At 49.9% G+C, this 24,446-nt stretch carries 17 protein-coding genes; 15 read left to right on the plus strand and 2 right to left on the minus strand.

The genetic code is table 11. The features are described 5' to 3' along the window. Positions 1-311: 311 nt before the first annotated feature. The 13 genes from BN2762_RS26685 (at position 312) to BN2762_RS00745 (ending at position 19,858) form a co-directional block, all read left to right on the plus strand. A complete protein-coding gene (locus BN2762_RS26685) occupies positions 312-461 on the plus strand; it encodes a hypothetical protein (RefSeq protein ID WP_154674758.1) in 150 nt (49 codons plus the stop codon). Positions 462-590: 129 nt separating this feature from the next. Then, positions 591-1,835 carry a histidine--tRNA ligase gene (gene hisS, locus BN2762_RS00690; protein ID WP_055105143.1) on the plus strand — a complete coding sequence of 415 codons (1,245 nt, stop codon included), beginning with the start codon at positions 591-593 and terminating at the stop codon, positions 1,833-1,835. 581 nt (positions 1,836-2,416) lie between these two features. Beyond that, positions 2,417-4,198, plus strand: a complete 1,782-nt coding sequence (gene aspS, locus BN2762_RS00695; RefSeq protein ID WP_055105144.1) for an aspartate--tRNA ligase — start codon at positions 2,417-2,419, stop codon at positions 4,196-4,198. An 81-nt stretch (positions 4,199-4,279) separates the two neighbouring features. Further along, a complete protein-coding gene (locus tag BN2762_RS00700; protein WP_055105145.1) occupies positions 4,280-5,032 on the plus strand; it encodes a tRNA threonylcarbamoyladenosine dehydratase in 753 nt (250 codons plus the stop codon). A gap of 144 nt (positions 5,033-5,176) precedes the next feature. Next, positions 5,177-7,330: a HelD family protein gene (locus BN2762_RS00705; RefSeq protein WP_055105146.1), complete on the plus strand. Its 2,154-nt coding sequence runs from the start codon at positions 5,177-5,179 to the stop codon at positions 7,328-7,330. A 157-nt stretch (positions 7,331-7,487) separates the two neighbouring features. Next, a complete protein-coding gene (locus tag BN2762_RS00710; RefSeq protein WP_055105147.1) occupies positions 7,488-8,534 on the plus strand; it encodes a GntR family transcriptional regulator in 1,047 nt (348 codons plus the stop codon). Positions 8,535-8,648: 114 nt separating this feature from the next. After that, complete coding sequence (locus tag BN2762_RS00715) at positions 8,649-11,120, plus strand: family 43 glycosylhydrolase (protein ID WP_055105148.1); 2,472 nt, start codon at positions 8,649-8,651, stop codon at positions 11,118-11,120. A gap of 43 nt (positions 11,121-11,163) precedes the next feature. Beyond that, positions 11,164-13,014 carry a cache domain-containing sensor histidine kinase gene (locus BN2762_RS00720; protein ID WP_055105149.1) on the plus strand — a complete coding sequence of 617 codons (1,851 nt, stop codon included), beginning with the start codon at positions 11,164-11,166 and terminating at the stop codon, positions 13,012-13,014. 13 nt (positions 13,015-13,027) lie between these two features. Further along, positions 13,028-14,632 (plus strand): response regulator, encoded by a 1,605-nt coding sequence (locus BN2762_RS00725; protein WP_055105150.1) that lies wholly within the window; start codon positions 13,028-13,030, stop codon positions 14,630-14,632. A 277-nt stretch (positions 14,633-14,909) separates the two neighbouring features. Further along, positions 14,910-16,187, plus strand: a complete 1,278-nt coding sequence (locus tag BN2762_RS00730) for an ABC transporter substrate-binding protein (RefSeq protein ID WP_230202393.1) — start codon at positions 14,910-14,912, stop codon at positions 16,185-16,187. A 108-nt stretch (positions 16,188-16,295) separates the two neighbouring features. After that, entirely contained in the window at positions 16,296-17,192 is an 897-nt protein-coding gene (locus BN2762_RS00735) for a carbohydrate ABC transporter permease (protein WP_187386455.1), read from the plus strand. Positions 17,193-17,278: 86 nt separating this feature from the next. Next, entirely contained in the window at positions 17,279-18,022 is a 744-nt protein-coding gene (locus BN2762_RS00740) for a carbohydrate ABC transporter permease (protein ID WP_148499844.1), read from the plus strand. A 75-nt stretch (positions 18,023-18,097) separates the two neighbouring features. Continuing rightward, positions 18,098-19,858, plus strand: coding sequence for a glycoside hydrolase family 2 protein (locus BN2762_RS00745; RefSeq protein WP_055105154.1), 1,761 nt, complete (start codon positions 18,098-18,100; stop codon positions 19,856-19,858). An 82-nt stretch (positions 19,859-19,940) separates the two neighbouring features. Here the strand turns inward: BN2762_RS00745 and BN2762_RS00750 are convergent, their stop codons facing one another. Then, entirely contained in the window at positions 19,941-20,237 is a 297-nt protein-coding gene (locus BN2762_RS00750; protein WP_055105155.1) for a CD3324 family protein, read from the minus strand. Between the two features lie 410 nt (positions 20,238-20,647). Between BN2762_RS00750 and BN2762_RS00755 the strand changes: the two genes are divergently transcribed. Then, a complete protein-coding gene (locus tag BN2762_RS00755) occupies positions 20,648-21,964 on the plus strand; it encodes a replication-associated recombination protein A (protein WP_055105156.1) in 1,317 nt (438 codons plus the stop codon). A gap of 210 nt (positions 21,965-22,174) precedes the next feature. After that, positions 22,175-22,654 carry a GAF domain-containing protein gene (locus BN2762_RS00760; protein WP_055105157.1) on the plus strand — a complete coding sequence of 160 codons (480 nt, stop codon included), beginning with the start codon at positions 22,175-22,177 and terminating at the stop codon, positions 22,652-22,654. Between the two features lie 548 nt (positions 22,655-23,202). On the opposite strand, the gene mnmA is transcribed toward BN2762_RS00760, so the two are convergent. Further along, entirely contained in the window at positions 23,203-24,342 is a 1,140-nt protein-coding gene (gene mnmA / locus BN2762_RS00765; protein WP_055105158.1) for a tRNA 2-thiouridine(34) synthase MnmA, read from the minus strand. Positions 24,343-24,446: the final 104 nt, after the last annotated feature.

The raw sequence follows: 24,446 nt of genomic DNA on the forward strand, positions 1-24,446 counted from the left end.
ATGATCCTTTAACATAGCCTGTTTATAATAACAGCATGACCCCCTTTTAAATATATACCTTTTGGACCTGCACCCCGTTGGTAGCAGGTCTTTTTCTTGATTAGAGCTTGACTTTGCCCTGCCGGTTCCTTACAATCTAAAAATATACGCAATTTCTTTAATACTTCTATTCGATGACGGGAGAAAGTAATTCAACCCCACATCCACAGAGAGGAATCCCGGAGATGAGGGAATACATGGCTGTACAGGCTGCACACAGCTGGTTCTTGGAACCATGTATCCGCTCATGACTGGCTGGAAGGATTCTGGTGATGATTGAACGAAAGACTTCCCTGAGAACCGGCGGTGAAATGATGAAGAGTAGCCGATCGGCGCAGACGGGCGTTAACCGTATAGAGCGATTGCCGCAAGCTAGGCATACGGAACGGGATGGAGCTGTTCTGTTGCCAGGCTATAGCTAGGCAGTCGGAATGTGGGTGGCACCACGGGTGATTCGGTAAACGATCTCTCGTCCCTGTTTGGATTTATGAACAGGACGGGAGTTTTTTTATTTTCACAATTTAGCATGATTATTGGATGGAGGGATGGACATGGCTTTTCAAAAGCCGACAGGCACACAGGACATACTGCCCGGCGCTGTCGAGAAATGGCAATTTATTGAAGAGAAAGCCAGAGATTTGTGCCGTCGTTTCAACTACAAGGAAATTCGGACGCCGATCTTTGAACAAACGTCATTGTTTGAACGCGGCGTCGGAGAAACGACGGATATTGTCGAGAAAGAAATGTACACGTTCACCGATAAGGGCGACCGCAGCATGACGCTTCGGCCTGAAGGAACGGCGGGAGTCGTCCGCTCTTATGTAGAGAACAAGCTGTACGGGGAGCCGGACGTGACGAAGCTGTATTATATCGGCCCGATGTTCCGCTATGAGCGTCCGCAGGCGGGACGCCAACGGCAATTCCATCAGTTCGGCGTTGAGGTATTCGGAGCTGTCGATCCGGCGATTGACGCCGAGGTTGTAGCTCTTGGATATGAGTACTGCCGGGAGCTCGGCTTGCAGGAGGTCAAGGTAGAACTGAATTCCGTCGGCAACCCGGCGAGCCGGGCGGTGTATCGTGACAAGCTGCTCGGTTTCCTCATGCCGATGAAGGACAACCTGTGCAAGGATTGTCAGTCCCGGATCGAACGTAATCCGATGCGAGTGCTCGATTGCAAGGTGGATCAGGAGAAATTTGCCGCTGCCCCTTCGATTCTGGACAGCCTGGATGAAGAATGCACGACGCATTTCGCCAAAGTGCAGGAGCTGCTGACGGCGATGGGCATCGAATTTACGATTAACCATCGCCTCGTTCGCGGACTGGACTATTACACGCACACCGCGTTTGAATATAAAGCCCAAGGCATTGGAGCGATCGATACCATTGGGGGAGGAGGGCGCTATAACGGTCTTGTCTCTGATATCGGCGGTCCTGATCAGCCGGGTATTGGCTTCGGGATCGGTCTGGAGCGGATTGCGCTTATCCTCGAGAAGCAAGGCATCGGCATCTCCGCCGAGAAGAGGCTGGACGTCTACCTCGTCGCTTTAGGCGAAGCCGCCGACAAGGAAATTTCGACACAGCTCTTCAAACTGCGCCAAGCCGGCTTCTCGGCCGAGCGCGATTACCTGGGCCGCAAAATGAAGGCACAGATGAAATCCGCCGACCGGATGAAAGCCCGCTATACCGCCATCCTCGGTGACGATGAACTGGAGCGCGGCGAAATTGCTCTTAAGTCGATGGAAACCGGCGAGCAGCGCACCGTCAAGCTCGCTGAGCTTGCGAACGAGCTGAAGTAAGCAGCAGTCGCCATGCACCATAGCAAGCGTATCCCCGATTCCTTGTGGAAAGTAGAAGTAAGAGTCGCAAGCCATGCTGCTAGCAGTAGTTGCCCTGCATCGTAGCAAGCGTATCTCAGCAGGAGAGAGCGCAACCCGCAAAAGCCTTTGCCCTGCACCACAGTGAGCGTATCCCCATAGGGGACAGCGCTCACCAAGCACGCAGCACCGCCAATACGCACCCCCGTGGCAGTTATCGCCCAATCGCAGGAGCACCGGCGTAGAGCGGGCCCGTCAGGGCGGCAAGCGGCTAACAGCACCACACCAACCCGGGTGAGCCGAAAGCAGAAGCACTCTGCGGCGTGTTTGCCAGGTAACCCAGGAGCGCCAAAAGTAAGACGTACCCGAAGGGGGAAAAGCGTTCCACGCACCAACCAAAGCGCATTCCCAAAGGGAACAGCGCTGCAGGAGCACCTCTTCACCTCCTACGTTACTCCAGTTTGCGGGAGTCCCGAGGGCAGCAAGCCCTCGGGGGCCCTCCCTTACGACAAGGGAGGGTTTGGGAGGGTTGGGAATATCTAAATTAAAGGAGCCACATATCCATGAATCGTACTCATCATTGCGGATCGCTTAGCGCCGCTCATATTGGAGAAACAGTAATTCTGAACGGCTGGGTGCAGACCCGCCGCGACCTCGGGGGCGTTCTGTTTATCGACCTCCGCGACCGGAGCGGCATCGTGCAAATCGTATTCAATCCGGCTTATTCCGGCGAAGCGCTGGAAATCGCCGATAAAGTACGCAGCGAATACGTCCTTGCCGTGAAAGGGAAGGTAGTAAAACGGGATCCGGAGACCTTCAACCCGAACCTCCCGACAGGTGAAATCGAAGTTCAAATTTCGGAGATCGAAGTGTTGAATGCAGCCAAGACACCTCCGTTCTTTATCGAAGATGGCATCGAAGTGGACGAGTCGATCCGCCTGAAATACCGCTACCTGGATCTGCGCCGTCCGGAAATGCAGCAGACATTAATGCTTCGTTCCAAAGCAGCGAAGGTATTCCGCGACTTCCTGGACGGGGAGGGCTTTATCGAGGTAGAGACGCCAATCCTGACGAAGAGCTCTCCGGAAGGCGCTCGCGATTATCTCGTACCGAGCCGTGTACATGCCGGCGAATTTTTTGCCCTGCCGCAATCGCCACAGCTGTACAAGCAGCTGTTGATGGTCAGCGGAGTGGAGCGCTACTATCAAATCGCCCGCTGCTTCCGCGACGAGGACCTGCGCGCCGACCGGCAGCCGGAATTCACCCAGGTGGACATCGAGACCTCCTTCCTGTCCCGCGACGAACTGCTCGACATGATGGAGAGACTCGTTGTACGTCTGTTTAAAGAAACCAAAGGAATCGACATTCCTACGCCGTTCCAGCGCTTGAGCTATGCTGACGCGATGGGCAAGTATGGCTCTGACAAGCCTGACCTGCGCTTTGGCCTGGAATTGATCGAAGTGAACGATATCGTGTCGACCTGCGGGGTCAAAGTGTTCTCCTCCGTCATCGAGAAGGGCGGCGAGGTTAAAGTACTTAACGCCAAAGGCTGCGGTACATGGAGCCGCAAGGAAATTGACGATCTTGGAACATATGCGGCCCGCTACGGCGCGAAAGGCCTTGCCTGGATTCAAGTGAAGGAAGGCGAGTTCCGCGGACCTATCGTTAAATTTTTCTCCGAGGAGGAAATCGAGGCGCTGAAAGAGCGTACAGGTGCAGAGGAAGGCGATCTACTGCTCTTCTCCGCCGACACCAAGAAGGTAGTTGCCGACGTACTTGGCAATCTGCGCCTTAAAATTGGCCGCCAGCTTGGCCTGATCGACGACAACGTGTACAAATTCGCTTGGGTTGTCGACTTCCCGCTGCTTGGCTGGGATGAAGAGCAGAAGCGTTATGTCGCCGAGCACCATCCGTTCACGCGCCCTCGTGACGAGGATATCGCCCTGTTCGATACCGATCCGGGCAAAATTCTGGCCCAAGCCTATGACCTCGTACTGAACGGCTACGAAGTCGGCGGCGGTTCGATGCGGATCTACAAGCGGGAGGTTCAGGAGAAAATGTTCAAGGCCATCGGCTTGTCCCCTGAAGAAGCCCAGGAGAAATTCGGCTTCCTGCTCGATGCCTTTGACTATGGTACTCCACCGCATGGCGGCGTAGCCTTCGGTTTTGACCGTCTTGTCATGCTGCTGGCCGGCCGCAATAACCTGCGTGAAACGATCGCGTTTCCGAAGACGGCGAGCGCGACAGATCTGCTCATGAATGCCCCGTCTGAAGTGGACGCACCGCAATTAGAGCAGCTTCATATTAAATTGGCCGTGAAGCCGGCTGAAGATAAAAAACAATAATTCATTCGCTAGAAACGGGTACTGCCTCCTGACAGGAAGCCGCAGCCCGTTTCTGCTTCATAAAGGAGGATTGCGGGAAGTATGCTGCATCAGTTTTCACGGACAGAGCTGGCGATCGGAGCCGAAGGCCTTGAAGCCTTGAAGAACAGTACGGTAGCGGTCCTTGGCATCGGCGGAGTCGGCTCAATTGCCGTAGAGGCGCTAGCCCGTACGGGAGTCGGACGCATCATTCTGATCGATAAAGATGTTGTCGATATAACGAATATCAACCGCCAAATCCATGCCCTGACTACGACGATCGGGCAGAAAAAAGCGGATTTGATGTGTGAGCGGGTTAAGCTCATTAACCCGGAATGCGAGACGATTGCGCTAAATATGTTTTATACGGAAGAAACCTACGAGCAGTTGTTCCAATATGACATCGATTACGTATTGGATGCCTCGGATACGATCATGTACAAAATCCATCTCATCAAGGAATGCCTGAAGCGAAAAATTCCGATGCTGTCCAGCATGGGCGCCGCGAATAAAATGGATCCGACCCGCTTCCAGGTAGCGGACATTTCGAAGACCTCGGTCGATCCGATGGCTCGCGTCATTCGCACGAAGCTCCGCAAAGACGGCATCAAGAAAGGGGTTAAGGTTGTATTCTCCACGGAGGATCCGGTTAAACCTCGTGAGGATGTCACCAAGAAAATTGCCCCGGAGGGCGCGAAAATCCGCAAGGCGAAGCAGCCTCCGGCCAGCAACTCGTTTGTTCCGCCCGTGGTCGGCCTCATTATGGTCAGCGTAGCCGTCCGGGAACTGCTCGAAATCAACGGAATCAAGATTTAATGAAGACAAAGCGATTTTGCCTTTTTCCATGAAGGCGGTCGCTTTTTGTTTTCCATGGTGGTATAATGTAACTCCTTTTGACTCTGGATATATAAAATCACTCGCCAGGACAATTGGAACACTAAACCTTAGGAGGTAACTGAAATGACTGATTTTCAAAGTGCCTATCAAGAAGAGAAGGAGCGGCTGGACCGTACCTTGAAGGAGATCGACCGCCAATTGTCAGCTTTGCGAGCCATACCTGTGTATACAGGTCATGATTTTACGGAGCAGGTACTGGAGGCGGGCCGGGAGGAACAGCGCCAGCAGCTGGAGAAATCCGTGCGGGAGCCCTACTTCGGCCGGCTTGATTTTGAGGAACAGGGCCGGAAGCCAGCCTCTCTATATATTGGCAAAGTCGGCGTCAGCGACCCTTCCGGCCAGCAGCCGATGGTCATTGATTGGAGAGCGCCGGTAGCGAGTTTATTTTATTCATTTACAGGCGGGGATTCAGCATCCTATGAAGCGCCGGAGGGCATTATCGAGGGACTTGTCTATTTAAAAAGAAACATCGTCATCCGTCAGCAGATTCTGGAGCGCGTCGTCGATACGTTCAATCGGGAGGACGAGGGTCCCGCGGTGTCGGATGAATTTCTCGTCTATCGGCTAGGCGAAAATAAAGACAACCGGCTGCGTGATATCGTATCGACGATCCAGGCAGAGCAGGATCAAATCATCCGGGCGGCAAAAAACACGGCACTTATCATTCAGGGCGTGGCGGGCAGCGGGAAAACGACAGTAGCGCTGCATCGCTTGGCCTTTTTGCTGTATCAATATAAAGAGCAGATCAAGGCGGAACGCATGGTCATCTTTGCGCCGAACCATATGTTCATCGACTATATTTCCGAGGTGCTGCCAGAGCTCGGCGTTGGCGATATCCAGCAAAGCACGTTCCCGGACTGGGCTGCGGAAATACTTGGGCTGGAGCATCCGCCGGCCGCAAGCCAGAGCGATCTTCATCGATGGTTCGATGCAGGCCGGTCGGAGCCTGTGCCGGAAAGTGAGCTGCCGGGCCGATTCAAGGGCGCGATGCGCTTCAAGGCGGTGATCGATGCTTTTCTCGCTGACATGGAAGCCTTATGCGTCCCGCAGATCGATTTCGAGCCTTGGGAGGGAACGAAGCTTCCTTATGCCGAGATTATGGCTTGGTTCGAGGGAGAATACAAGCATTATCCTGCGGCAAGACGCAAAGAACGGGTTCTGGCCCGGCTGCACCGCTGGATCGAGATGGAGCTGAAGAAAGCAACGTCTGCGGCACAGCTCAAGGAGTGGAAGAAGAAAGCGCAGCAGCGTGAGAAGGCTTATGCCAAGAAGTGGCCGGAGCTTACGCCGCTTTCATTGTACGAGGAGCTTTTTCAACTTAAAAAAAAGGGGGGCCTAGGCCTTCCCGACATGTCTGCTGATATTCCCCCGGCCATTTGGCAGGAGACGCGCGGCAACCTGAAGCAGGGCATCGTTAAAGAGGAGGATCTCGCGCCGCTGCTCTATTTATATACGTGCATTCATGAGGTCGAGGGCCAGATGACCTTCGACCATATTGTCATCGACGAAGCTCAAGATTTCTCTCCCTTCCAGATCGCTGTATTGGACCGCTTTGTCAAAGGGCATTCTTTTACGATACTGGGAGACTTGTCGCAGGGCATTCACTATTATAAAGGGGTGCGTGATTGGCATGAAATGCAGGAGCTGTTCGATTCGGAGGATACAGCTTATTATGCCCTGACGCGCAGCTACCGCTCGACGATGGAAATCATATCTTTCGGAAACGAAATATTGTCCAGGGGAGTCGGCACAGAGCTGCTGGCCGTTCCCGTATTTCGCAGCGGGGAGCCGGTCAAGCTATTGCCTGCGGCGGGAACGGAACGGAGCGGGGCCATCACCGAGGTACTGAAGGCCGTGCTCAAGGGAAGCTACCGGACGACGGCGCTGCTGACGAGGACGCTGCAGGATGCTTCGGAGCTCCATGAATGGCTCGTTCAGGAGGGGATCGAAGCCCATTTGATCGATGGCCGTACCGATCAGTATGCCGGCGGCATATCCGTCCTGCCAGCTTATTTGTCCAAAGGGCTTGAATTTGACGCTGTCATTGTTACGGATGTCGACCGGGAGCATTACTCGCCGGAGGATGCCAAACTGCTCTATGTCGGCTGTACAAGGGCTCTGCACGAGCTCTGGCTGCTGCATGGAGAGGAATTACCTGATTATGTGATCACGGAGAATTCAGAGATGGTCATGAACGTGGTTCGTCCTCTTTCGTAAATTCAGATCGCATGAAAAGGAGTTAAGATGTATGCATAGGAAGAGCTGTCTTAAGCAGCTCTTTTTCTATTTTCAACGAAGAAATAGGTCTGATGTTATAATCATTTATATGTCTTTGAGCTAAAGCAGCATGGAACAGGGAGGGAGTGACTTGCCTATGAAGTCATTACCGCTATACAAGTTGATTCAAGAGGACATCCGGTATCTCATACGAACGGGGCAGCTGAGGCCAGGGGATCGCGTCCCGTCGGAGACAGAGCTCGCCGAGCAGTATCATGTAAGCAAGATTACAACTAAAAATGCTTTGAATGGGCTGGCTGAAGAAGGAATCCTGGTCAGACACCGGGGAAAAGGGACATTTGTCAATCATATCCCCAAGGATATCCCGTCCATGAGCGGTCATAAGGGATTAATCGGGCTCATTCTCCCCAGCATGAAGACAAAGGTAGATCAGCGGATCATCAATGCTATCGAGCAATACGTCCGGAAAAATGGCTATCATCTCCTGATCAAAATTACTCAGGAATCATCGCTGGAAGAGAGCAGGGCCATCGAGGATTTACTCCAATTAAGGGTAAAGGGGCTTATCATATTTCCGATTGAGCAGGAGATGTATAACAATGATATTTTAAGATTGTCATTGAACCGGTTCCCGCTCGTCCTGATCGATCGTTATCTGAAAGAAATCGAGACTTACAGCGTAAGCGCAGATAATGTGGATGGCTCCTATCAGGCGATCAAGCATCTCATTAGCCGAGGGCATCAGCAAATCGCTTTTGTAACGATGGAAGTGACCAATTCGGTAACGGCGGACCGGGCGCTGGGATTTGAGAAGGCGTTCCTTGAACGAAACCTGCCGATCAATAAAAATTTGTGGTGTGTGGTGAGCATAGCTGATATGGCTTCGGGAAAAGGAAGCTCCAAGATTCAGGAATTTCTAAGAAACCACCCTGAAATTACGGCGATTTTCACTGGAAATGCAGAACTCACCCACATGACGCTTCGGGCGATAAAACATATGAATCTGCCCAATGAGCAACGCCCGGAACTGATTAGTTTTGACCAGTCCGATTTAGCAGAAGTGAGCTACATCAAGCAAAATGTCGAGGAAATGTGCAAAGTTACAGTGGAGCTCCTGCTGGAGCAGATTCACGGGACATACCTCCCCAGAAGGATAGCCATACCTGTTATTCTATTTCATTAAAAGAGCAGTCATTTCAATTATATACTCTATAAGATATAAAAAACTTCAAGGAGTGATGATAAGATGACGATAAAATAGAAAGCGATTACATTCGCCTGTGGGAGGAAGGACGCTATGAGAAGATATTTAAAGATTTTGCTTGTTCTAATGGTGGGATGCCTAATTTTGCCGGCTTCGTTGGCGCAGGCCTACCAGAATCCTCAGACACTCAGCAATGAATGGGAAACTTATGGTTCCGGTGATCCTTATATTTTGAAATTCAAAGGCGATTATTATTTGTACGTCAGCACCAAGGACTCTGAGACAGGCATTAAAGCCTGGAGCTCGCCGGACTTAGTGAACTGGACTTATGCCGGACTTGTGGCAACGGACCCGGTTACGAAAGGGGCTTACGCGCCGGAGGTTATTTATTGGAATGGCTACTTCTATATGTATACCTCTCCGGGCGGAAACGGTCATTACGTGCTGCGCAGCGAAAGCCCTACAGGGCCTTTCACCGTTCAGACCCCCAATAAAGGATTGAGTATTGACGGGCATGTATTTATTGATGACGATGGACAGTGGTATTTCTACCGCGCTGAACACGGCCAGATGGTCGCTCATCCGATGAGTGATCCTTATACTTTTGGAGCCGGACATCAAACTGGCGCATCGATCGGCGGAGGCTGGACAGAAGGGGCTACCGTCATTAAGCGGAATGGAAAATACTATATGACATACACCGGAAACCATGTTCATAGTCCGGCTTACCGGATCGATTATGCGGTGAGCAGTCATCCTTTAACGGGATTTGAACCTGCCAGCAAGCAGAATCCCGTCGTCCTCTCAACCGAGGGGCCAACGATTGGACTGGGCCATAATGGGTTAGTCACCGGCCCGGATCTGGATTCGCTCTATATGTTCTACCATAATTGGAAGGGCTACACGCCTGAAGGCTGGCCGATTCGAAGTATTAATATGGATCGTGTTGTATGGAACGGGGACAAAATGCTCGTCCTAGGCCCTACGGCAACATCGCAGCCCGACCCGGATATGCCGGATTTTCATGACCGCTTTGACAGAACGGCTATCGGCTCGAACTGGTACAATGTAAATGGCGGGCATTGGGGCATCTATAACCAGGAGTTAATGTGGCAGGATAGTATGGGCTCTACGGCGGCGCATAAACAAATTACGAACGCGGCGACGGATGCGAATTATACGGCAGAATTCCATATGAAGCAAATGAATCGAGGAACAAGCGCCTCCCCGCGTTACGGAGCTACGTTTTCTTATGTAAATGAAGATAATTACGGCGTGGCGATGCTGAGCGAATTGCATAACCGCCTGGAAGTCAATTTTGTCGTAGATGGCGTGTCTCAAGGATGGGTCTATGCTTCACTGCCTTCCGGGTTTGATTATAGCAAGTGGCATAGCATTCGGGTCGAGAAATCAGGGAACGAATTCCGAATCTACGTGGATCAGATGCTGAAGATTGTACAAAGCGCCAATCTTGGCGGTGGTCAGGTCGGCTATTTAACCGAAGATACGCATGCTGACTTTGCTTATGTCGCATTCAGCAACAAAGTGGACGGCAGTAACGCTTGGGATGCGTATAAGCCCGTCCCCGGCAAAGTGGAAGCGGTACATTATATGAGCGGTGGCGAAGGAATCGCTTATTATGATACAACCGCAAATAATCTGGGCGGCGAATATAGAAAGGACGCGGTAGATATCCGCGTTAATCCGGAAGGCGGCTATAACGTAGGCTGGAACCAGTCCGGGGAATGGTTAAAGTACAAGGTAAATGTGGCTTCAACGGGAGCTTATGATGTTACGTTTCGAATGGCAACCACCATGGATGGCGTACAAATCAGATTATGGGACGGAACGACGGATTTAACCGGTCTTGTGCAAATCCCTAATACTGGCGGCTGGGATGAATGGCGCTCGATCACAGTGAAGGGCATACCTCTCACGCAAGGCTTAAGAGAATTACGCGTTGAATTTGTGACGGGTGAGGCCGACTTCGCCAGTATGGAATTCCAGCATCATGCAAGCGTACCTCATCTGACCGATAACTTTGATGGGAGCAAGAGCGGCGACTGGAAGCAATGGGAGGGAAGCTGGTCTGTCAGCGGCGGACTGTATCACTCCGCAGGCGGCACATTTGCCAAGACAACGATTGGCGATGATCATTGGGCGGACTATACCGTGGAAGCGGATATTCGCATGAACGAGGGCGGAGGAGACTCGGGGATCATTGTCCGCGGTACCAATCCGGCAAATGGGCTGGAGCTTGGGCAAGGCAATGCCGATTTCATGCAGGGGTATTATGCCTACATCAAAACGGATGGAGTGTATCTCGGTAAACAAAATTACAACTGGAGCCCGTTAACGGGTGTGAATCTGGCTCTGTCCACAGGTACATGGCATAAAATGAAGGTAGTCGTTCAGGGAACGAATATTAAGGTGTACGTAGGTGATATGAACGTTCCGAAAATTGATTATAACGATTACTCGGAAACGGCATTTACTCATGGAAAAGCGGGGTTAAGAACGGCTCATCAGAGTACGTCGTTTGATAACTTCACGGTCTATCCTTAATTATAGTTCTATAGTTCTGAAATAGTGGAAGAAGGATCCTGCCATGCGGCTGGGTCTTTCTTTGTTCGTATCGAAGCAGGTGGAGATGATGACGATGAGATTAGGCAAAGGCTGGCGGCATTTGCGAACAAGCATTAAATACAAATGGATTTTGCTGCTCATGGCGATGACATTAATCCCTTTGTTTATATTGGGGCTGGTTTCTTATTCTATTTCTAAAGATGCTATTGACAAGAAAGTGGCAGAGTCCTCGAAGCAGCTGATCCGACAGACAGGGGAAAATATCGATATCCGCTTCTCCGGGTACAAGGATATGCTGATGCAGGTGATTACGAACACGGAAGTTATGTCTTTGCTGGATAAGCTGCAGCAGCGTGATGAAAGCATTGTGGAACATCTCACGATGACTACCAAGCTGGCTTACTTCACGGCGGTCTCTCCAGAGTTCAAATCGATTTCGTTTATTACGGATGCTCAGTACATTAAGGGGATTTTTCGCTGGGAGGATCTTGAAGCTCATCAGGCTGATTTCTATGAGCGGACGATGGCCGAGCGGAATTCTTATGTCTGGTTCCCCACTAGACTAGGACAGTATTCGGATACGGCGGACAATCATGAGGAGCTGGTCTTCTCTCTGGCCAAGCAGGTATTCAACATTTATGATGGCCGGCAGATGGGCATGGTGGTGGTGCTCGATATCCGGGAAGAGATGCTTAGCGATATTTTAAGTAAAAATACAGACAGTGAGCTTTCTACAGAAAGCTTCGTAATCGATCAGAATGGAATCATCTTATCGCATGCGGACAAATCCATGCTGATGACGCCGATGGACCTCTATTTTCAAAATGACACGGGGGCAGCTATTCAGGACGGGGTGAAGGAAGGCAGCTTCGTGGCCAGGTATAAAGGGAAAGAGGTTATGGTGAACTACCAGCAGCTAAAGAGCAACGATTGGAAGGTTGTACATATTATAGAACGGTCCAGCTTATACAAGGATTCGAATCAAGTGATAAAAGTAATCGCTATGATCATGATATTGTGCGTATTGTTCTCGATCATTATGGCCTATGCCATGGCATCGTCTGTCTCTAAGCCCTTAAAAGCGATGGTGAAGGCGATGAAGCAGGTTCATCTCGGCAATTTAGCGACACGGATTCACATCAACGAGGGCAGAAGCGATGAAATCGGCAGTCTACAATATCATTTTAATGATATGGTGGGGAGAATTGAAGAATTGGTGGAAGCGGTGTATGTGGAGCAGAATAATAAAAGAATTGCCGAGGTAAAAGCCCTGGAGGCGCAAATCAACCCGCATTTTCTCTATAACACACTGGATGCGATCAAATGGACGGCGTTGTTCCAGAAAGCAAATAATACGGCGGAAATGGCCCGGTTATTATCCCGCTTGCTGCATATCAGTATCGGAAAAGGAAGCGATACGGTTCTTGTTCAAGAGGAACTGGAGCATGTCGAATGTTATATGGGAATTCAAAATTTGCGCACCACTACGCCGATTGAAGTGAATTATGAAATTGAAGATAAGGTGAAGATGTATCGGACGCCCAAAGTTATTTTGCAGCCGATTGTGGAGAATGCGGTGCTGCATGGATTTGCGGATCAGCCGCAGGGGGCTGTGATTACGATTCGCTGCAGACAGGAGGGGAAGCATCTATTATTCGAAATTATAGACAATGGCCTCGGCTTCGAGGATGAGGTTCATTTCGGCGGTCTGGTACCCGATGATTTGCCGAAAGGAGCTTTTTTCCTAGGGGTTGGTCTTGCGAATGTAGCGGAGCGAATCAAGCTGATTTGCGGGGAAGAGTACGGTCTTGCTATAAACAGCAAGCCTGGTAAGGGAACCGTTGTGGTTATTACGCTGCCAATACTAGAGTAATCAGGGGGACAATATGTACAAAGTACTGATCGTGGATGATGAGCATTTCGTCCGATATGGAATTAAAGCGATGATAGACTGGGAAAGTATAGGGTTCGATGTCGTGGGCGAAGCAAGCAATGGCACGGAAGGACTGCTTGCTTTTGAGGAATTGGCGCCAGATGTCGTCATATCCGATATCAAAATGCCTGTCATGGATGGGATCGAGTTTGTCAGTCAGGTCAGGGCATTGGATCGGCAGGTCAAGCTGATTTTGCTGACTTGCCTTGACGATTTTGAGTATGCTCAGAAGGCAATACGTCTTGGGATTACAGATTATTTGATCAAATCCGATATTATGCCCAAGGATTTGGAGCAGGTGATGGTGAATCTGAAGACTGTTCTGGACGAGGCTCAATATGCTGCTGGTCATTCCCCGGGTAAGCAAGCGCACGAGGAATCGAATAAGGATCGCGTTACCAAAGAAGCATTGCTAATGGGGCTGGCACACGGCACGGTTTCGGAGGCCCACGTCACCGAGGAGAAACTGCAAGCAGCAGGCCTGATTTCCGACAAGACTCCTCAAATCTTACTGTATATCGGGATCGATAATTTGGAGAAGCTGAGGAGCCATCACTCAGAAGATGAGATCATTATGCTCCATACCAGGGGGATTGAAGCAACTAGGGAAATATGCTCCAACGGTTCGGAGGATAACGAAATTATCTCTGGAAGCACGGGGCTGTGGACTGTACTGTGCAGAGGTATTTCTGCTGATGCGGCAGAGGAATTGGCGCAGCGGGTCATCTCGCGAATAGCTGACGAATTAGGATTATCGGTAACCCTTGGAGTGAGCAGTCCGTTCTATACCTTGCTAGAGCTACGGAATGCTTATTTAGAGGCTGAGCATCGCTATCGGCTGAAACTGTTTATCGGATGTGGCATCGTGATAGGCCAAGAATTTGTATATGAAACTGACATTGCGGCGAAGCCGGTTCCGGTGATGAACAAGAAGCTGAATGATTATTTGTATTCCTTGGATCGTGAAGCGATGCAGCAGTATCTTGTGGATACCTTCGATCATGTAAAGACAAGGCTCGACTATGAAGGCGTGCATCTAATATCTATTGAACTGCTGCTGAATTTGACCAATATGTATTTGGAATTATCCCATGATCATGAATGGCTGTATGAACGGAAGAAGGAATTGTTTGACCAGATTAAGCAGCTTGAGACGCTGGAGGAGATTATATCGTGGTTCGTGCAGATCTACGAGGAACTGATCCAGAAGATGCGGGCCGTCTATTCAAGTGATCAAGGAAGCATTGCGAAGGCCATTCATTACATCGAGCAGAACTATGATCAAGATCTGTCGCTCCAAGTGCTAAGCCAGCATGTTCATCTTAGTAAAAATTACTTCTCCAATTTGTTTAAGCGGGAAATGGGCGAAGGGGTCATCGACTATATTACCAAAGTTCGTCTTGAGCGTGCCAAGGCCTTGCTCCGCAATACAGAGCTTAAGAGCAGTGAGATTGGCATATTGATCGGCATATCTGACTCGAAGTATTTCTCCAAACTGTTTAAAAAAATGACAGGCGCAACACCAAGCGAATATAGGGATGGGGTTAAGTCCATGTAAGCCGGCTTTGACGAATCTGTAAATTTTACTCGGAAAGAGAGAAATATTGCACTATAAAGATCGGATCTGAGATTCATGCAAAGAAAACTTTATTTTTTACGATAGATCGCGTGGTTTATTCCGTTTGAATGACCGCCGCTTTATTCTAATATGAAATTCAAGAACAGAATGAATGCGCTTGCATTACAGGCGGGTCAATAGAAGCTGTTCTAAACCTATACAAGAAAAGGGGATTGCCATGGCTAGAAGGAACAGGTTTACGACAATGTTATTCTTGATGCTTGCAATCGTGCTGATTGCAGCAGGCTGCTCCAGCAAAGGGAACAGTTCGGCCAACTCGGGAAAGGCGGCGGAGACGAATAGCGGCACAGGCAGCGGTGGGACCAGCGGGCCGGTCGAAATTACGTTTTGGAATCTATTTGGGGGCGGGGAAGGCGATTTTGTCGATCAGATCGTAGACGGCTTTAACGGCTCCCAGCAAGAGGTTAAGGTCAAAACGCTGCGGCTGGAATCGGGCGAGTATTATGCCAAGTTCGGTACAGCACTGGCCTCCGGCAAAGGCCCGGATGTAGCGGTAGCTCATGCTGACCGGCTTGCACCTTTTGTTAAGGCGGGTCAATTGAGCGCGCTGAGTGAACTGACGGAGAAAGCTGGCTTTGATTTCAGCGAAATTACGGATAGCAACGTGGAAAGCGTCAGCTATGACGGAATTCCCTATGCTGTTCCCATCGATACCCATTTCCATATGTTCTACTACAACAAAGATTTGCTTGGGGAGGCCGGGCTGCTGAATGAGGATGGCACGCCGAATTTTGGCGAAATATCTCCTGAAGGCTTCAAGCAATTTCTGACAGAAATCAAAAGCAAAGTTCCAGGGATAACGCCATTTAGTGTGAATACGCCGTACTTTCATGAGCCCTTCTACAATTTATATTATCAGGCTGGCGGCAGTATTTTGACAGATGATCTGAGTCAAGCCGACATCAACAATGAGAAAGCAATAGACGTACTGAAATTTTATTTGAATCTTTATGATCAAGGTCTTAGTGATATTAACGACAAGACGCCTTGGGATACATTCCATAGCGGCAAATCCGCGACATGGTTTGGCGGCGTGTGGGAAGCGGGCTGGCATCTCGGTGAAGAAGGCCTGAATGTCGGCATCACCTCGATTCCTCCGATCTTTGGCAGCGAGACGCATTGGGCAGCCTCCCATACTCTCGTTATTCCTGAATATGTGACGGAAGAGAAGCAGGTTGCTGCAATGAAATTCATGAAGTATTTCACGCTTGAGGGCGGGAAAATTTGGGCGCAAGCGGGTCATGTTCCAGCAGCAAAGGCGGTTACTGCCAGTGACGAATACATGAACCTTCCGTATCGGGAAGAGTTTGTCGCCTCGCAAAAAACGGTAAAACACGCGCCTAAGACGGATCGGTACAATGCGATCGATACGGTGGTGAAGGATGTGCTTCAGGCTGTTATTTTTAAAACGATGACGCCGGAAGATGGGGTAAAGGGCATGGAGAAGGATATTAACGAGATTCTTCAAAATTAAGAGTAAGGTGAGCGAGATGAAACCGTATCTGATGATGCGGTTTCATTCCTTAAACCTTGAAAGCAGGCTTGGTTTGGCAGTTCTGCATCGCGTTGGAGGAGGATGACCGTGAAGGCTCAGCAAGCAGCAAGCGGGTGGAAAAGGCAATTAAAAAATGAGTTTTCAGCCATTGCATTTCTAGCCCCATTTTTAATTCCGCTTCTTGTTTTCTATATTTGGCCATTGCTTAGAGGCGCTTATATCAGTCTTCATTCCTGGACGATTCTGGGGATGGAGAAGTATGTGGGCTTCAATAATTATACAAAAATATTGACGAACAGCGATTTTTATAAATATTTATGGAACAGCCTGTATTTTGTCATTTTAGTCGTTCCGATCATTATTTCGCTTGGTCTGTTACTGGCTCTGTTAATTCACCGCAAGATTCCGTTTCAGACGATGTTCCGATCGATCTACTTTCTGCCATACGTACTTTCCGTTTCTGTCATTAGCTTTATTTGGCTCCGAATGTTCGATTCCAAGCATGGACTCGTCAATGTCATCCTGGAGACTCTAGGGTTATCCTCAGTTCACTGGCTTACCAGTCCTAATGCGGCTTGGTGGTCCATTGTCATTGCTACCGTGTGGTGGACGGTCGGTTTTGTCATGGTATTATTCCTGGCAGGGCTGCAGGAAATATCCCAGGAACTTTATGAGGCTGCTGATATTGACGGCGCGTCTTCGTTTCATAAATTCCGGTTCATTACGCTTCCGGGTTTATCTTCTGTGATGAAGGTGCAAATCTTTTTTCAAATCATCGCGGGCTTGAAGCTGTTCGGGCAGGTTCAAATTATGACCAATGGCGGACCCGGGGATACGACGAATACGATCATCCGTTACATCTATGTGACGGGATTCAAGAAGGATATGTTCGGGCTTGCAGCCGCGCAATCGACGTTGTTTTGTATTTTTATGCTGTTGATTGCCGCGGTTCAATACATGGTTGTTAACAGAAAAGAGTCGTAAATGGAGAGTGAATAGAGGTGGCGCGAGCAGCGATATATAGTTTAACCGTCATATTGGCAGTCATTTTTGTAATTCCTCTAGTTTGGATGTTTGTCGTTTCTTTCAAGCCCGAAGGCGTATCCGCGATTACGATTGCAGAGTGGACGGACTTCTCGGACTTAACCATTAGAAACTATGCCAAAGTATTAACCGAATCGCAAATTTTGAGATGGACCTGGAATAGCTTCGTGATCGGAGCCGTAACTACGCTTATTACCGTGATCATTAGCTCGTTAGGGGCATTTGCTTTTTCTCGCAAAACATTTAGATCCAAGGGTTTTTTATTTATCTTATGCGTGTCCGGGCTGCTGATTCCGACGGAAGCCATGCTGATTCCTTTATACGAGACGGTCTTAAGCATTGATTTGCTGGATAATATGTGGGGCATTATTTTGCCCAGCCTGACGAATCCGCTTGGACTGATCTTGATTAAGCAATTTATGGATGGGCTGCCCAAGGACTATATGGAAGCAGCGCAAATCGACGGGGGGCGGGATTTCCGCCTGTGGTGGTCAATTTATTTGCCTCTAACGCGTTCAGCCATGATTGCAATTGGTATTTTCTATTTCATTATGTCCTGGAATAATTTCATCTGGCCGTATATCACGATTAATTCGGAAGAAAACATGGTGCTGTCTACAGGATTGCCGACCTTCCTTTCGAATAATGTGCTGCACGTGAACACGATTATGGCAGCCAGTGCGATCGCTGCTATTCCTACGATGATTGTTTATATTTTTCTCCAAAAGCATATCGTTCAGGGTGTATCGATGACAGGAGTTAAAGGGTAGGTTAGACGCTTTAATCAGCCGCTTAAGACGACATAGCATGAGATAAAACCAGGATGAAGGGGTAGATGAGAGACAATGGTAACACAGATGTATATCAAAGATTATCCAAGACCGCAATTCGTAAGAACCGACTGGGTTAATTTGAATGGCGAGTGGAGCTTCGGATTCGATGATGACAACATGGGTGAGCGCTTGGGATGGCCGAAAAATTTCGGCGGTAACCGCCAAATTGTTGTTCCTTTCACTTATGAAACGAAAGCCAGCGGGATTGGCGAAGAGGAGCACCATTCTAATGTGTGGTATCATCGAACGCTGGATATTCCGGCCGAGAAAGCCGGCAGGCGAGTCATACTGAACTTCCAAGCCGTTGATTATATCGCCAAGGTTTGGGTCAATGGGGAGTATGTTGGACGGCATCAGGGAGGCTATTCGGCGTTTTCCTTCGATATTACCTCCTATATCACTTGTGGAGAAGCCAATAGCTTGACGGTTAAGGTGGAAGATAGCATGGATGCTGCCCAGCCGCGAGGGAAGCAGCGTTGGGAACAGAACAGCTTCGAGTGCTTCTATGTGCAGACGACGGGAATCTGGCAGTCGGTATGGCTGGAATATGCAGCGCCTACGTATATTGATCAAGTGAAAATAACCCCGGACGTCGACGCCTGGAAGGTGAGGTTCGAATATCAAATGAACGGCGATTGGCCGGCCGGAGATATGTGGCTGGAAACGATCGTTAGCTTGAAGGGGGAGCAGGTTAAAAAGGTCGGCTTGGCGATGGATCGAAGCTGGCTCCAGTTGGAGGTTGACCTGATTCACGAAGTGAACGGCCCCTGGAAGATGAGCTACTGGACGCCGGACCATCCGAATTTGTATGACGTTGAATTTATTCTGTACCGCGGCCAGGAGAAGATTGATCATGTCTATTCCTATTTTGGCATGCGGAAAATTTCCACCAAAGCCGGACAGGTATTGCTTAACAACGAACCGATCTACCAGCGGCTTGTCCTGGATCAAGGCTATTGGCCAGAGAGCCATCTTACTCCGCCTTCGGAGGAAGCCATCATCCAAGATATCGATGCGATTCTGGAGATGGGTTACAACGGCGTACGGAAGCATATGAAAGTAGAGGATGCCCGTTTTCTCTACTGGTGCGATGTGAAGGGGCTGCTCGTATGGTCGGAGATGGCAGCTACATTTGAGTTTAACGACAATGCGATTCAGAGGTTTACCAACGAATGGATGGAGGTAGTGCGGCAGTATTATAATCATCCGTGCATTGTTGTGTGGGTTCCATTTAATGAATCCTGGGGGATTATGCAAATTGCCAAGGACAGGAAGCAGCAGCGTTTCACAGAGGCTATCTATCATCTCACCAAAGCTTATGATCCTTACCGGCTTGTCATATCCAATGATGGCTGGGAGCATACGGTGTCGGATCTCATAACGCTTCATGATTATGTAGAGTCAGGGGAAGAGTTCCAGCTGCGTTATAAGGATAAGGAGAAGATTATAGGAAACGAAATCGCCTTTAACAAGAGGAAATATGCCTTTGCAGATGGTTATGCCTATAGCGGGCAGCCCATCCTAGTCAGTGAATTCGGCGGCATTGCCTATAAAAATGAGGCGGGTTGGGGTTACGGCCATCAGGAGTCCTCGGAGGAATCATTCGTAGCAAGACTAAAAGCGATACACCACGCGATTAAGAATACGGATTATATCGCCGGTTACTGCTATACACAGATTACAGATGTGCAGCAGGAGATGAATGGGCTGCTGACGGAGTCGCGGAAGTTAAAAGTGCCAATGGAAGTTATAAAGGAGATGAACCAATCCTAGCTTTGTTGGGAATAGACATCAGGAGCTGCTCATTAGAAATTCTAATGGGGGCAGCTCCTGAGTTCGTTATATGGATTTTTAGTTAGCATGAGGGTGTAGTTTCCTTCTGGGCGGTGCGCATCTTGGCCAGTATTTTGCGAATGCTCTCGTCTGAGAGGTAGTACATCTCGGCTAGATCTCTAACCGATAGGCCTGAACGATGCTTCCGAAATATTTCCTCATTCCGATTGGCAATCGATGTGCGGGTACCGCTGAGTTCTCCCCAGGAAGCACGGCTTTGCTCCGGTTTGGGGATATAGAGAAGCTCACCTTGAATATGGCGCTGCAATTCCTTCAGCAATCGGGGGGGAAGCACATCCTTCCCATTTTTGTAGCTCACGGTCATGTTCCTCCTTGTTTCGATGTGCTCGATCTAGTTCAAGAACGAAATAAGTCTGCATGATCGTAATCCCCCTTTCGCAATAATTGATTTCATCGTTATCGTCATTTCATAATAGCTGGCTATATCTTAACATATTTTCACAGCAACGAAAATAAGGGGGCTATACAGCCCCCTTGCTTGAGGTTTCCGCTTACGCGGAAACCACCTCACTCACTGAAATCACATTCATCAGCCCCCTTTCCAGTGATTCGTCGGCCCGACATCTATATTAACTCATATTCCGCCTTGGGAAGAAAGCGAAAGAATGATTTTAAATGTTTTGTACCCGATCATGTTTTATGTCCCAATATGGTAAAATGGTGTTTAGGTTTAGGCTGTCATTATTTAGTCATAAGGAAGTGAACTCCATGGATTTGTTCTCTTACCAGCAAAGCTCGAGCCCTGCCGGCAGGCTGCTTGCCGACCGGATGAGGCCGACGACACTGGATGAATATATCGGGCAGGAAGACATCGTGGGGCCCGGCAAGCTGCTGCGCAGGGCGATTGAAGCGGACCAGGTATCCTCGATTCTGCTGTATGGCCCCCCCGGCTGCGGGAAGACAACGCTTGCCCATATTATTTCCAATCATACGCAAGGAGAGTTTGTAAGATTGAATGCCGTAGATGCTTCCGTAAAGGATGTGCGGGAAGTGATCGAGAAAGCGCAAAATGATAAGTCCTTCTACGGAACGAAAACAATTCTGTTTCTCGATGAGGTACACAGGTTCAATAGCTCGCGGCAGGATGCCCTGCTTCCGGCTGTGGAGAAGGGAACGATTACTTTTATCGGGGCGACGACGGAGAACCCGTTCCATTATGTGAACGGGGCTTTGATGAGCCGCTCGACCTTGTTCCAGCTGCAGCCCTTGACGAAAGAGCACTCGCTCATTGCGATGAAGCGGGCTTTGACAGATAAAGAGAAAGGGTTAGGCTTCATGCATCTTGAAGTAGACGAGGAGGCGCTGCTGCATATCGCGGCGATGGCGAACGGGGATATCCGCCGGGCGCTGAATGCGCTCGAGCTGGCGGCGATGACGACGCCTCCGCGGCCGGACGGCTGCGTCCACATTACATTGGAGGTGGCGGAGGAATCGATCCGGCGCCCGCTCGTCAAAGCGGATGAATCTACGCAATACGACGTGCTGTCGGCGTTCCATAAGAGCATTCGCGGCTCCAGCGATGCTGCGCTGTTCTGGTTCCTGTACGCGGTGGAGAAGCTGGGGATGGACCCGATGACGTTCATCCGGCGGCTGATTGCCGCAAGCAGCGAGGATATCGGCCTGGCGAATCCCCAAGCGATGGTTCAGGCAGTGAGCGCGCTGGAGGCGTATCGGAATAACGGCTGGCCGGAGGCGAAGCTGAACATCGCCCAGGCGATTCTATTTGCTGTAGAGAGCCCGAAATCCAATGCTGTGACCACAGCGATCTCCAAAGCGATGACGGCCATCGAGGATGTGAGATCGGCGGAGGTGCCTCTGCATTTGCGGGATACCCACTACAAGGGGTCCGAAAAGCTGGGACATGTCGGCTACAAATATCCGCATGATTATCCGGGGCACTATGTGAAGCAGGATTATCTGCCGCCGAATTTGGCGAAGCGGAAGTTCTATGAGGCGACAGAGCAGGGGAATGAGAGCAAAATCCGCCATAACCAGCAAATTCGCCAGTCGAAGGACATGCAGTAGGAAAGAGGTAAATGGGCGGAATCGCGAACGGAACCGGGTTAAAGCAATATCCTGGTTTTATTCGGCCGTCAATTTTAGTCTTGAATGTTTTCCTCGTCATAGATATCATCATAACCGGACATGATTTAGGTTAATCGATCTGGATCCACGTGATTTACGAATAAAGAGGAGCCGATACAGAGATTAGATTACAAAAGGAGTGGAAATGCCATGTTCGTATCCGAAAAATATGCTGGAACCCGTGAAGAGCAGTACTCCGTCGTTAAGTCGCAACTGCGGACGCTGCTGGAAGGAGAGCCTAACCGAGTAGCCAATCTCGCTAATGCAGCGGCGCTGCTGAATCAATTTCTGGAGCAAATCAACTGGGTTGGCTTTTACTTGTATGAAGATGGCGAGCTCGTATTGGGGCCGTTTCAAGGATTGCCGGCCTGCATCCGGATTCCGCTGGGCAGGGGAGTATGCGGAACGGCGGCCATGCAGCGCACTACTGTGCTGGTGGATGATGTCGATCAGTTTCCCGGCCATATTGCCTGCGATGCCGCTTCCCGTTCGGAAATTGTCGTACCGTTAATCAAGGACGGCGAGTTGCTTGGCGTCCTGGATATCGACAGCCCGGTTACCAGCCGGTTTGATGAGCTGGACCGCGAGCAGCTGGAGCAATTTGTGGAAGAGCTTGTGCGCCATCTGTGATGGCCGCCAGAGAAACGGAAGAGGGGACTGTCTCAAAGTGAACGTAGAACACTGAGGGGCTCCCGTCTTTAGCACCCTATAAAAACTGTCGGACACGAGCTAAACAGGGATGTAGACTAAATGGAAATCATGTATTTAATTATGCTCGAAACGAATAGTACAGGGAATTAGATGGATTTGATGCACCAAAAATCAAGAATCCAGCCTAGGATGACCTTCTTTCCTCCCACTAACGACATGAAATCCATTTAAATCTACATTTCCTTCTTGGTCGTAGAAATTAACTACTATAAATCCATTAAACTAAGGGGAGCACGTCAAGGGCAATCGCTCATTCCGTTGGTTCTTCTTGCGAGGGCTGGGTTCACACCGATTTTGGGATTTGTGGCTTTGGCCCGCAATCTACTTAAGGGCGGGCATCCGTTTCGCTACTTTCCTGCAAAGCGACAGAGCAAAAAAAGTTGGACGGAAAACTTTACGTTTTCTTGCCCAACTTTTTATTTTGGAGACTTATTAGACAGCCCCTTCTCTTTGTGCGTACGCTTCAGTTAGCTTAGGGACGCTCCCAACTCAGGTACCGGCAGCTTCTCCGCGGCTTCGATTGTTCCGCCGCCCAAGCATTCGTCGCCATCGTAGAAGACGACCGCCTGTCCGGGGGTAATCGCTTTTTGCGGCTGGTCGAAGGCAACGAACATCGTTCCGTCTTCCCGAGGGGTCAGGGTAACCCCTTGGTCCTGCTGGCGATACCGGAATTTGGCCGTGCATTTGAACGGCTTGTCCGGCAACTTGTCGCGGCCTGCGATCCAGTTCACGCCTGAAGCTATCAGGCCGGTGGAATACAGGCTCGGGTGCTTGTCGCCTTGCACGACGTAAAGAATGTTGTTCTTCAAATCCTTTTCGGCCACGAACCAGGGCTCGCCGCTGCCTGATCCTCCGATGCCAAGGCCTTGCCGCTGCCCCAGCGTGTAGTACATCAGGCCGTCATGGCGGCCTTTGACTTCTCCCGTTCTAATATCAACCATATCGCCGGACTGGGCCGGCAGGTACTGGCTCAGGAACTCGCGGAAGTTACGCTCTCCAATGAAGCAAACCCCTGTGCTATCCTTCTTCTTGGCCGTATACAGGCCAGCCTCTTCGGCGATGCGGCGCACCTCTGGCTTCGGCAGATGGCCGATCGGGAACATTGCTTTGGACAACTGCTCCTGATTCAGTGCGTTCAGGAAATAAGTTTGGTCCTTGTTGCTGTCGACGCCGCGCAATAATTTGTATTGGCCGTCGTCGTCCCGTATTACGCGGGCATAGTGGCCAGTGGCTACATAATCGGCGCCCAAATCTATGGCCTTATTCAGGAATTCTCCGAATTTGATTTCACGGTTGCACATCACATCCGGATTCGGGGTGCGGCCACGCTTATATTCTTCGAGAAAATAGGCAAATACTTTATCATAATATTCCTTCTCGAAATTGACGGTATAGTACGGGATATCGATTTGCTCGCAGACGCGCCGCACGTCCTCGGCGTCCTCCTCCGCTGTACAGCGGCCGAACTCATCGGTATCATCCCAGTTTTTCATGAAAATGCCGATAACATCATATCCTTGCTGCTTAAGCAGCAGCGCCGTTACCGAGGAATCGACGCCTCCGGACATGCCGACGACAATTCTTGTTTCGCTGTTTGATCCAGACATCTATATCACTCCTTTGGCGGTTTCCCTGTCGATATTTTATCATACGCAGCCTGCTTGAAGCGAAGTCGCCTGAATTGTTAATAGAAGGTAAACAATTTATGGGA

It is taken from the genome of Paenibacillus ihumii (genome assembly GCF_001403875.1).
GTDB lineage: Bacteria > Bacillota > Bacilli > Paenibacillales > Paenibacillaceae > Fontibacillus > Fontibacillus ihumii.